Below are 13112 nucleotides of genomic sequence, written 5' to 3' on the forward strand. Positions count from 1 at the left end.
CCCCACCGTGGCGGGATGTCGAGTTGTGGCCGGTCAGCGCCTCTCGTCGAGACGGCGACCGATGGCGGGTCCGATGACCGCCCACGCCTTCCTGGTGGCCATGTCCCAATGGGAGACCGGCACCTCACGTGTGGTCACCAGCCCGTTCACGTAGGGATACCAGGCCTCGGTGGAGGACATCGGACGATCGCTCTCGGCGACGAAGACCGTCAGGTCACCGTCGTAGACCTCGGGACGATGCGTCGCGAGGACCGAGTACGAGTGCCGGACGCCCTCGACGATCCGGGTGATCCGTTCCGGGGAGAGGCTGTCGAACGGCGCCGGCAGAGCCTGCACCACCTGCTGCGCGCTCTCGGCGGTGAGCTCGGTGAGGGGGATCTCCGCAGCCGGGCCCTCGGCCGGGATGCCGAGTACGTTCGCGACCGTCGGGGCGGTGGCCGCGGTGCGCTGCGCGTCGGCCCGCGCGGCCCCGGTCTCGGGGTAGGCGTCGAGGATCGCGAGGGTCGGGACCTGCTCCCCCGCCCGTCGCAGCCGGACCGCGACGGCGTGGGCCAGGATGCCGCCCATGGACCATCCGACGAGATGGTAGGGGCCGTGCGGGTGCGCCTGCCGGATGAGCCGGACGTACTCGTCCGCCCAGGCGTCGATGTCGCCGGGCAGGTCGCCCGCCTCGCCGAGAGCGGGCGACTGCAGACCGTAGACGGGACGGTCGCCGAGGTACGGCACGAGGCCGGCGAAGCCCCACGCGAGGCCGGTGACGGGGTGGATGCAGAACACCGGTGCACCGCCCCCACCGGAACGCAGCGGCAGCAGCGGGTCGAGACCGGCACTCCCGAGCGTGTCCGTCTCGGACGTGCTGTGCGAGTCGATCCGGGCGGCGAGTTCCTCCACACCCGGGTGCAGGAACAACCACGGCAGCTCGACGTGGGCGTCGAGCCGGTCGCGCAGGCGCGCGGCGACCTTGACCGCGCTGAGCGAGTTGCCGCCGATGCCGAAGAAGTCGTCGTCGAGACCGACCGGGTCGTCGCTGCCGAGCACTTCGGCGTAGACCGACGCGACCGTCGCCTCCGTGCCGGTGCGCGGGGCGCGGTAGGGCGCCGTGACGACCTCCGCCTCCGGGAGGGCCTTGCGGTCGACCTTGCCGTTGACGTTGAGCGGGAGGGCGTCGAGGATCACGAAGCCCTGCGGGACCATGTAGGACGGCAGCGTCCGCGCCAGCGCGCCGCGGATCGCGGTGATGTCGGGGGCTCCGCCGGTGGGGACGACGAAGGCGACGATCCGGTCGCCGTGCTGCACCGTCACCACCGCGTCGCGGATCTGCGACAGTGCCCGCAGCGCGGATTCGATCTCCCCGAGCTCGATGCGGAAGCCGCGCACCTTCACCTGGAAGTCGGCGCGATCGAGGTATTCGAGCGTGCCCGACAGCTGATCGTCGTCGAACCGCCAGCGCACGAGGTCGCCGGTCCGGTACAGGCGTGTGCCGGGGTCGCCGAAGGGGTTGGCGACGAACCGCTCGGCGGTCAGCTCCGGACGGCCGGAGTAGCCGCGCGCGAGCTGGGTTCCGGCGAGGTAGAGCTCCCCGGCCACTCCCGGGGGCACCGGGTGCAGCCGCTCGTCGAGGACGAAGACCTGCGTGTTGGGGATCGGGCCGCCGATCGGAACCGAGCTCTCCCCCGTCTCGGTGACGCGGTGCGCGGTCACCGAGACCGCCGCCTCCGTCGGCCCGTACAGGTTGACGAGGTCGGTGTGCGACCGTTCGAGGGTGCGTTCGGCCGTGTCGACGGGAAGCACCTCACCGATCGCGAGCACTCGTCGCAGCGAGTCGGGCAGTTCTCCGTCGGCGTCGTCGAGCAGCGCGTCGAGCATCGAGGGCACGACGTGCAGGGTCGTCACGTGCTCGCGGCGGATCAGGTCGTTGAGGTAGGCCGGATCGCGGTGGCCGTCGGGTGCGGCGACGACGAGTTTCGCGCCGGAGGTCAGCGACGACCAGAACTCCCACACAGACAGGTCGAAGGTCGCTGCGGTCTTGAGCAGGACGGCGTCGCCCACACCGAGGCGGTATTCCTTCCGCTTCCAGACGAGCTGGTTGACGATCGCCTCGTGCGGCACGACGACGCCCTTCGGCCGTCCCGTCGACCCGGACGTGTAGATCACGTAGGCGGCGTTGGTCGCGCGCAGCGGGGCGAGACGGTCGGCGTTGCGGATCTCCTTGCCGCTGTAGGCGGCGAGGTCGACGGTGTCGACCTCGATGGTCGGCCGGTCGCCGGGCAGGTCGAGGCGGTCGCGGCTCGTGGTGAGGATGCAGGCGGGGTCGGCGGATCCGAGGATGTACTCGACGCGTTCGCGCGGGTGGTCGGGGTCGAGCGGCAGATACGCGCCGCCGGCCTCGACGACCGCGTACATCGCGACGACGAGGTCGATCGAACGTCGGATCGGGAGCGCGACGACCGTCTCGGGACCGACGCCGTGTTCGATCAGCATCCGCGCGAGGCGTCGGACCCGGTCGGCGAAGTCCCCGTAGGTGAGTTCGCCGTTCGCGTCGACGAGCGCGCATGCCGTGGGCGTCGTGCGGGCCTGATCGTCGAACAGGTCGGCGAGGGTCCGGCCGGGGCCCACCGCGATCTGCTCGGCCTCCCAGGCTTCGAGCATCGCGGCGAGCTGGTCGGGCTCGTGCAGGTCGATGTCGCCGACGACGACGTCGGCGTCCTCGGCGACGGAGCGCAGGATGCGCAGGTAGCGGTTGACCATGCGCCGGATCGAGGCTTCCTCGAACAGGTCGGTGGCGTAACCGAATTCGATGTCGAATCCACCCGGTCCGCCGTCGATGCCCTTGTCGACGATCGTCACGTGCAGGTCGAAGCGGACCGACGAGGACGACGCGTCGAGCGCCTCCACACGCAGGCCCGGCAGCTCGAGCGTGTCGATGGTGAAGTTGTGGTACGACAACCCGACCTGGAAGAGGGGGTGCCGGGACGGCGACCGAACGGGGTCGAGCACCTCGACGAGCCGTTCGAACGGGATGTCGGCGTGGTCGAAGGCATCGATGTCGACGGTGCGGGCCTGCTCGAGCAGATCGGCGAAGGTGCCGCCGAGATCGACCTCGGTGCGCAGCGCGAGCATGTTGACGAACATGCCCACGACACCGTCGAGTTCGGGCGCCGAACGCCCGGCGACGGGGGTCCCGATCACGACGTCGTGGGTGTTCGACAGGCGTGCGAGGAGTGCGGCGAGTGCGGCGTGCACGACCATGAACGGGGTGGTTCCCGCCCGGCGGGCGAGGCCGGTGATCGCCTCGTGGACGTCGTCCTCGAGTTCGACGCGCACGGCACCGCCGCCCGCGCCGAGGATCGCAGGTCGCACGTGGTCGGTGGCGAGATCGAGATGCTCGGGGACACCGGCGAGCGCGCCCGTCCAGTACGCGAGCTGACGGCCCGCGATCGATTCGGGGTCGTCGTCGGTGCCGAGGACCTCCCGTTGCCACAGCGTGTAGTCGGCGTACTGCACCGGCAGGGGCACCCAGTCGGGCGCGTGCCCACCGACACGTGCGGTGTACGCGGTGACGAGGTCGCGCACGAGCGGCGCGAGCGAGGTGCCGTCGCCGGCGATGTGGTGCAGGACGAGGACGAGCACGTGCTCGTCGGGTGCGGTCGCGAACAGGTGCGCACGCACCGGAACCTCGGCCGTGACGTCGAATCCGCGGCCCGCGACGCGCGCGAGATGCTCCGGCAACTCGCCGGCGGGCACCTGCTCGACCGGAACGTCGACGACGCGTGCTCCCGGTTCGAGGATGCGCTGCTCACCCACACCGTCGATCTCGGGGTAGACGGTACGGAGGGTCTCGTGACGCTCGACGAGGTCGGCGAACGCCGCGCGCATCGCGTCGACGTCGAGCCCACCGGTCAGACGCACCGCGAGAGGGATGTTGTACAGGGCGGATTCGGGATCGAGGCGGTTGAGGAACCACATGCGCTGCTGCGCGTAGGACAGCGGCAGGTGTGCGGGTCGCGGGCCGGCGACGAGCGGTACCGCGCGATCGGAGCCGGCCGCGTCGAGGTGCCGGGCGAGTGCCGCGACGGTCGGCTCGTCGAACAGCGCGGCCGCGCGGACTGTGACGCCGAGACGCGCGCGGAGGCGGCCGACGACGGACGTCGCGAGGAGCGAGTTGCCGCCGAGATCGAAGAAGTCGTCGTCGAGTCCGACCCGGTCCACACCGAGGACATCGGCGAAGACATCGGCGACGGCCTTCTCGGAAGCGGTGACGGGAGCGCGGAATTCGGCGACGGTCGTTCCCACCTCGGGAAGCGCCGCGCGGTCGACCTTGCCGGAGGGGGTCAGCGGGATGCGGTCGAGGGGCACGACCGCGGCGGGGACCATGTACGTCGGGAGCACGCCGGCGACGTGTTCGACGAGGCTGCCCGGATCGAGCGGGTCGTCGGTGCCGTGCACGTAGGAGACGAGTTGGGTCTCGCCGGCAGGGGTCTCGCGGCCGACGGTGAGGGCGAAGTCGACCCCTGGGTGCGACGCGAGTGCGGCGTCGATCTCCCCGAGTTCGATGCGGAATCCGCGGACCTTGACCTGGAAGTCGTTACGGCCCACGTAGACGATGCCCGACGAGGGCGTCTCGGGTCCGCGCACGACGTCGCCGGTGCGGTACATCCGCGCACCTCCCGGCGCTGCGACGAATCGCGCTGCGGTGAGCCCTGGGCGACCGAGATACCCGCGGGCCACCCCCGGCCCTGCTGTGTAGAGTTCGCCCGCGACACCGACGGGGACGAGGTGGAGTCGCGAATCGAGCACGGTCTCCGTGACATTGCCGATCGGAGGTCCGATCGTCACCCGGTCGCCCGGGGTGAGGGGTTCGGAGATGTTCGAGACGATGGTCGTCTCGGTGGGTCCGTAGACGTTGTGGAAGCGGCGGCCCGGCGCCCATCGCGTCACGAGTTCGGGCGGGCACGCCTCGCCGCCCACCGCGACGGTGCCGAGTACCTCGAGACCGGCCGGGTCCACCGAGGCCAGCGCAGCGGGTGTGACGAATGCGTGTGTGACCCCGTGCTTCCGCACGACATCCGCGAACTCCGACCCGCCGAAGACGGTCAGCGGGGCGACGACCATCGTCGACGACGCACCCACCGCCAGCAGGAGTTCCAGCACGGAGGCGTCGAAACTCGGTGACGCGAAATGCAATGTGCGCGACTGCGACGAGAGTCCGTAGCGCTCCACCTGTTCGGCGCAGAAGTTGGCGAGCCCCGAATGCGTCACCACGACGCCCTTGGGGCGACCGGTGGAGCCGGAGGTGTAGATGACGTACGCCGCGTTCTCCGCACGGACGACACCGCGTCGCTCGTCGAAGAAGACGGGCTCCGAGGACATCCCGGCCGATTCGTCGCGCACCTCGGCCGTGTCGAGCACGAGTGCGGGTACCTCACCGGGCAGCGTGCCGGCGTGTTCCTCGGTGGTCAGGACGAGCCCGGCCCCCGAATCGTCCAGCATGTAGGCGATGCGATCGGCGGGATAGGTGGGGTCGACGGGCACGAACGCCGCGCCGGTCTTCGCCACCGCCCATGTCGCGAGGACGGATTCGAGCGAGCGCGTGAGGAACGGCGCCACGCGGTCCTCGGGACCGATTCCGCGCGAGATCAGAAGACGTGCAAGGCGTGACGATGCTGCGTCGAGTTCGCGGTAGGTGAGAGCGCCGGATTCGGAGACGACGGCGATACCGTCCGGATTCCGTTCGACGGCGACGGCAAGCAGATGGGGCAACGATGCGGTCGGTGCGCTGCGGCGCAATCTCCGAGGCCTGCTCGACGTGCGGATCCCGGAAACGGATCCCTCGTCCGAGTGGGCCGAGTCGAAGTCCATCGCATTCGTCGTCATACCACTCCCCGCTTCGCGCCGGGGGACGGTACGGCTGATCAACGCACGCCGAAACAGGCACGCGTCCTAGCGCATCGACGTGATCAGGCCCCCGACAGCCGGATCACGTTCGCCGAACTACACGAGTTTTGCACAGTAGTACAGACGCTGCCACTTCAATCGCCGACACGGAGTGTCGAGTCGCGCTCGTAGGCTTCACAATTCGGACATACGCGGCGGTTGCACCAGGCGGCGAGGAGCGGTCCGACGGTGCGACACGCATGCTCTCCCGTCATCGCCCAGTGGGACACGTCGATGTCGTGGCGATGTACCCGTCCGGTGACGAACTCGGTCCAGTCCCGCCGGGAATCGTCTTCCGGCGACGACGAACTCCGCGACCCCACGAAGAGCAGGTCGCCGTCGAAGCGTTCCGGCAGATGCCGTTCGAGGACGTCGAACGAGTGGCCGATACCGGCGAGGAACAACTCGACGGACGGGAAGACGTCGCCACCGTGTTCGACACGCTCGAGAATCGATGTGATATCCCCGACATGCGGCGTCGCGCGGTCGCCGTTGTCGAGACCGCTCAGCGCCGCGAGGGCCACCGACTGCGGATCGACGGACTCCGGCAGCGGGGCCGGGACGTGCGCGTCGAGCAGGACGAGGGAGCCGACGGAGCTCCCGCGTCGTTGCAGTTGCACGGCCATCTCGTGCGCGATCACTCCGCCCATCGACCACCCCACGAGGTGGTAGGGACCGTCGGGATGTGCGCGCCGGATCTCGTCCACGTACAGGGCCGCCCACTCCCGGATCGATCCGGGAAGCTCCTCGGTGCCCGACAGCGCGGGAGACTGCAGTCCGTAGACCGGACGACCGGCCTCGACGAACTCGGCGAGCCGCGAGAATCCCCAGGCGAGGCCGACGACGGGGTGGACGAAGAAGACCGGCTCACCGGTGGCGGGTCCCGTGCGCAGGGGGAACACGACGTCGAACGCCGTGGACGCCGACTCCTCACCCTCGCGCTCGCTACGTTCGATTCGTTCCGCCAGCTCGGCGACGACGGGGTAGGCGAACAGCCACTCGAGAGGCACGGGACGCTCCAGCGCCGCCGCGAGTTCGCTGACCGCCCGGACCGCGACCAACGAGGTACCGCCCGAGCGGAAGAAGTCGTCGTCACGTCCGACCGACTCGATGCCGAGGACCTTCCCGAACACCTTCGCAACGGCGGATTCGACGGCGGTGGCGGGCGGACGGTGCTCGGCCGGCGCGGCCGGGACGAGTGGGAGGGCGTTCCGGTCGAGTTTGCCGGTGCTCCCCTTCGGCAGGCAGTCGATCGCGCGGATGTCGGCCGGGACCATGTAGTTCGGTAACCGTTCGCCGAGTGAGGTCCGCAGGGCGGCGGTGTCCGGTGCGGTGCCGTCCGAGGTGACCACGAAGGCCACCACGCGGTCGCCACGATGTGCGTCCTGCTGCACCGTTGCCGCCGCGGCAGCGACGCCGGGGCATGCCCGGAGTGCGTCCTCGATCTCACCGAGCTCGATCCGGAACCCACGGATCTTCACCTGGAGATCCCGACGACCGACGTAATCGAGTTCGGGTCCGCGTGCGGTCGTCACCCAGCGCACCAGGTCCCCGGTCCGGTAGAGACGCCCTCCGCTGCCGAAGGGGTCGGCGACGAACCGGCCGGCGGTCTCACCTGCCCGCGCGACGTAGCCGCGCGCGAGTTGCTCGCCGGACAGGTACAACTCCCCGACCGCGCCGAGCGGGACCGCACCGAGACGGTCATCGAGCACGTGGACGCCCGTGTTCCACACCGGTGTCCCGATCGGCACGCCGTGGACGTCGGCGTCGGTCACCGGGTGATCGGTCACCGAGACGGCCGCTTCCGTCGGCCCGTAGAGATTCACCAGTTCGGCGTCGCTGCGGGCCGCGAACTCCCGCGCGGTCGCGGCGGGCAGGGACTCGCCGATGGACAGCACACGCCGAAGCGTCGACGGGAGTCGGTCCTCGACCCCCGACAGGAGCATGCCGAGCATCGTCGGGACCCCGTGGAAGGTGGTGACCCGTTCGCGTTCGAGCAGGGCGATCATGACGCGAGGGTCGGGGTGGCGTCCCCGGTCGGCGATCACCAGCCGGCCACCGCACGTCGACCAGCCCCAGAACTCCCAGACCGACAGGTCGAAGGTCGCCGGGGTGTGCAGGACCGACACGTCGTCGGGTCCGAGGTCGAACCGCTCCCGCAGCCAACGCATCTGATTGGTGACCGCACGATGGGTGACCGCAACACCCTTGGGGACCCCCGTCGAACCGGAGGTGAACAGGACGTACGCGATGTTCTCCGGTCGCAGCGGGGCGAGCCGCTCGGCATCGGTCACCGGCGCCGCAGACAGTCTCGCGTGGGTGGGATCGTCGACCTCGATCACCGCAGCACCGTCGAGATCGACGTCCGCGGACGCCCCACCCGCACGCACGACGACGGCGGGTTCGGCGGCCGCGACGATCTGCGCGATGCGCCCGGGCGGCAGGGAGGGGTCGAGCGGAACGTAGGCTCCGCCGGCGACGGATACCGCGTACATCGCGACGACCAGCTCGACGGATTGTCCGATCATGAGGCCGACCCGGGTCTCGGGGCCGACACCGGCCGCGATCAGCGCACGCGCACACCGGTTCACACGCTCGTCGAATTCCCTGTAGGACACCGACGTTCCCTCGTGGACGAGGGCGATCGCATCGGGGCGACGATCGGCGTGCGCCCGGAACGGATCGGGAAGGACGGATGCGTCCGGACTGCAGTGCTCTCCCCTGCCGATGTCGAGCAGCCGGGCCCGCTCGTCCTCTCCGATCATGTCGGCATCGCCGACGGGACGTGACGGGCAGTCCACGAGTGCGGCGAGCACGCGCGTGAACATGGACGAGAACGAGCGGGCGGTCTCCTCGTCGAACAGGTCGGCCGCGTACGTGAGCCGACCCGTCAACCCGCCGCACCGCCCGTCTTGGTCGACGCGTTCGCCGACGAGCAGATGCAGGTCGAACTGCGAGATACGGGTGTCGGGGACCAGACTCTCGACGGACAGGCCGGGAAGGTCGAGCCGGGACGGTGCGAGGTTCTGGAACGACAGGCCCACCTGGAAGAGCGGGTGCCGGGCCAAAGAGCGGGCTGGATCGAGCGCCTCGACGAGCCGCTCGAACGGCAGGTCGGCGTGGTCGAAGGCCTCCAGCACCGTCGCGCGACTGCGGTCGAGGAGTTCGTCGAAGGATTCGGCGGGGTCCACGACGGTCCGGAAGACGAGGGTGTTGACGAACATGCCGATGAGGTCGTCGAGCAGCGGATCGGTGCGCCCGGCGACGGGGGTGCCGATCGCGATGTCGCGCGTCGCCGACAGCCGGGCGAGCATCACCGCGAAGGCGGCCTGGGCGACCATGAACGGGGTCGCACCGTGACGCGCGGCGAGTTCGCGCAACTGCTCGTGGACGTGGGCGTCGACCTCGACGTCGACACTGCCCCCGCGGTGCGACTGCACGGTCGGCCGGGGACGGTCGGTGGGCAGATCGAGCTGGTCGGGCAACCCGTCGAGGGCGCGCCGCCAGTAGTCGAGTTGCCGCGCGGCGACCGATTCCGGGTCGGATGCATCACCGAGCGCATCCCGTTGCCACAGTGCGTAATCCGCGTACTGGACGGCCAGCGGCGGCAACTCCGCCGTGGTCCCGGTCGCGCGGGCGGCATAGAAGGCGGCGAGGTCGCGGGTCAGCGGCGCGAGCGACGCTCCGTCGGCGGCGATGTGGTGGACGACCACGACGAGCACGTGTTCCGTTGCGTCACGGCCGCTTTCGACACTGCCGCTGCACCGCAGCAGTCGGGCCAGAACCGGAACCTCACGGGTGACGTCGAACCGGGTCGAGAGGACTGCGTCGACCTCGGACTGCAGGGCGTCGAGTTCGACCTCGACCGGCAGGAGCTCCGGCAGGAACGCCTCGACCGGAAGGACCTCCTGCACCGGGACACCGTCGATCTCGGGATAGACGGTGCGGAGCGATTCGTGCCGAGCGACGAGATCGCGCACCGCCGCCTGCATCGCCTCGGCATCGAGATCTCCGGTAAGCCGGACGACGATCGGAATATTGTATGCCGCAGAAGAATCGAATCGTCCGAGGAACCACATGCGTTGCTGCGCCAACGACAACGGCACCCGATCCGGACGCCGCCGCGCCACCAACCGCGCCGCCCCCGCACCGGCACCGGCACCGGCACCGGCACCGGCCGCATCGATATCGACACGGGCCGCCAACTCCTGCACCGACGACGCCTCGAACACCACCGGCACCGCCACCCGATACCCCAACCGCGCCGACAACCGCGCCACCAACCGCGTCGCCGCCAACGAATTACCACCGAGATCGACGAACGAATCATCCAACCCGACCCGCTCGACCCCCAGAACCTGCGCAACCTCCTCGGCCACGGCCACCTCGACCGCCGACCGCGGAGCCCGATACTCGGCCACCTCGAACACCGGCGCCGGCAACGCCGCCCGATCCACCTTCCCCACCGGTGTCAGCGGCACCTCGTCGAGCACCGTCACCGACGACGGCACCATATAACCGGGCAACACCTCCCCCACCGACGCCCGCACCTGCGCCGGATCGAGCACCACCCCCGCCTCGGGCACCACATACGACACCAACGCCGACTCCCCCGACGCCAACGCCGCCCCCACCGTCACCGCGAAACCGACCCCCGGCACCGACGACAACACCGCATCGATCTCCCCCAGCTCGATCCGGAACCCCCGGATCTTGACCTGGAAATCACTACGCCCCACATACTCGAACACCCCATCGCCGCCGCGACGCACCAGATCCCCCGTCCGGTACATCCGACCACCCGGCGTGAACGGATCGGCCACGAACCGCGCCGCGGTCAACCCGAACCGACCGTGATAACCCCGCGCCACCTGCGCCCCGGCCACATACAACTCACCGACCACACCCTCGGGCACCGGACGCAACCGCTCATCGAGCACGAACGCCCCCACCCCCGCGATCGCCGACCCGATCACCACCGGCGCATCGGACACCAACTCCGCCGACGAGGTCGCCAGAATCGTCGTCTCCGTCGGACCATAGGCATTGAAGAACCGCCGCCGACCCGGCACCGACCACCGCCGCACCAGATCCGGGGTGAACGACTCCCCCGCCACCACCACCACACGCAGATCGTCCAAGCCCGCAGGATCCATCGACCCCAACGCACCCGGCGTCATGAACACATGCGACACCGACTGCGACGCAATCACATCCGCCAGATCCGGACCACCACCGACCCCCGCCGGCGCCACCACCACCGTCGCCCCCGCCGAGAACCCCACCCCCAACTCGAGCAACGACACATCGAAACTCGGCGAACACACATGCAACACCCGCGACGAAGCATCGACCCCGAAATGCTCACGCTCGGCCGACACCACCCCACCGACACCGGCATGCGAGACCACCACACCCTTCGGCCGCCCCGTCGACCCCGAGGTATAGATCATCCACGCCGCATCCGACAGCTCGAGCGAACGCACCCGATCCGCATACGACACCGGACGCGACGACAACTGCCCCACCTGCGCAGCCACCGACACCTCGTCGACCGCCACCACCGGCACCGACCCCGCCGCCTCAGCCACCACCTGCGCCACCGACGCCACCGTCAACGCCAACACCGCACCCGAATCGGCCACCATGAACTGCACCCGCTCGGCCGGATAACCCGGATCCACCGGCACGAACGTCGCCCCCGACTTCGCCACCGCCCACAACACCACCACCGACTCGAGCGACCGCGGCACCGCCACCACCACCGCATCCCCCGGCCCCACCCCACGACCGATCAACCACCGCGCCCACCGCGACGACACCGCATCGAGCTCCCGATACGACAACGACCGAGAACCCTCCACCACCGCCACCGCATCACCGGCCGACTCCACCGCCGACACCAACAACTGCGGCAACAACACACCACGACGACCGACACGTCGCCCTGATCGAACCGCACCCGACGGTCGAACACTGCGTGAGCCCGGCGCCCCTCCCCTTCCGAACGCCTGCACCTTTCGTTCGGATCCCGCATGGGTCACGTGACAAACTCCTCCCGACCCGAGGTCCCCGACGGCCCTCGGTCACAGCAAAGTTACCGGTCGGCCACGCCATATGCAGGACTTCCCCGGCGTTCGGCCAGGTAATTCACACTTTCCCGAGGCCGGAGGGTAACAATGAGATCTACGACACGTGCCGCTCATATAACCGGCGGGTAGTGGCCGCTCTCGGTACTGTGAAGAAATATGAATCGCGCGAGCCTATCCGTCGTCGTGCCGGCCTACAACGAGGAAAATTACATCGGTGAATGCCTCGCCACCCTGGCACGCAACCGGGAGTGGATCGATGAGGTCGTAGTGGTCGACAACAATTCGACCGATCGAACACGGGATATTGCAATGCGTTTTACTGACCGTTTCGATAAATTTGTCGTAATCGACGAGCCGGTCGCAGGCGTGGTTCATGCCCGAAATGCGGGGTTCGCAACATCGACTTCGGACATTATTGCGCGCGTTGATGCCGATACTCTCGTAGGCGACTCGTGGGCCCGTGCAATCCACGAATTCTTTGAGCGTGAGCCCGAATACGATGCTGTAACAGGAGTGTCGTATCTGTACGAATCACCGGCCTCCGGTCTGAAACGGAAGATCTCCGACGGAGTATCCCGTCGCTGGCGCTCTCGCGGCACGCGCCCGGTCGTCATGCTGTCCGGTGCGAACATGGCGGTGCGACGACGCGCATGGCTGGCCGTATACGACAGTACGGACACGTCGAAGGATGTCCACGAGGACGTAGACCTCTCTCTCTGCCTCCTCAAGGGGGGGTTCCGACTCGGACAGTCGGCCCATATGTGCCTGTTGGTCTCGGGTAGACGAGGGAACAGCAGTGTGAAGGACTACCTCCAGTACACGCAGGCCACGAAGCGGACCTTCTCGCGGCATGGATACGACTATCTGGGGCTACGGCTACTACTCGTTGCGAACATCTTCGTCCATGTGGGCTTCCTGCCCCTCTACAGGGCTCATGCATATGTTTCGCGTTCCCAGGGGCACCGCAAGCGCTCTCGTGCGCTCCCCATCGGCGAACGACATCCGATCTCCTAGACGGACGGCCCGCATCGTCCGACCACCGGCGGAACGGACGAACACCGGCGGAACGGACGAACACCGGAAACA

Annotated in this window: 3 protein-coding genes; 1 reads left to right on the forward strand and 2 read right to left on the reverse strand. The window is 69.0% G+C overall.

What is annotated here, in order from left to right:
- Nucleotides 1-33 precede the first annotated feature (33 nt).
- Nucleotides 34-5874, reverse strand: coding sequence for an amino acid adenylation domain-containing protein (locus C6Y44_RS18210; RefSeq protein WP_159417807.1), 5841 nt, complete (start codon nt 5872-5874; stop codon nt 34-36).
- 155 nt (nt 5875-6029) lie between these two features.
- Entirely contained in the window at nt 6030-11852 is a 5823-nt protein-coding gene (locus tag C6Y44_RS18215; RefSeq protein WP_192378504.1) for an amino acid adenylation domain-containing protein, read from the reverse strand.
- 330 nt (nt 11853-12182) lie between these two features.
- Here C6Y44_RS18215 and C6Y44_RS18220 point away from each other — a divergent pair, with 330 nt between their 5' ends.
- Nucleotides 12183-13040 carry a glycosyltransferase gene (locus tag C6Y44_RS18220; RefSeq protein ID WP_159417804.1) on the forward strand — a complete coding sequence of 286 codons (858 nt, stop codon included), beginning with the start codon at nt 12183-12185 and terminating at the stop codon, nt 13038-13040.
- Nucleotides 13041-13112 lie beyond the last annotated feature (72 nt).

Source organism: Rhodococcus rhodochrous (genome assembly GCF_014854695.1).
Taxonomy (GTDB): domain Bacteria; phylum Actinomycetota; class Actinomycetes; order Mycobacteriales; family Mycobacteriaceae; genus Rhodococcus.

Coding starts and splice junctions, on each gene's coding strand:
- C6Y44_RS18210 (WP_159417807.1), bottom strand. CDS start 5,874: ATGACGACGAATGCGATGGACTTCGACTCGGCCCACTCGGACGAGGGA.
- C6Y44_RS18220 (WP_159417804.1), top strand. CDS start 12,183: ATGAATCGCGCGAGCCTATCCGTCGTCGTGCCGGCCTACAACGAGGAA.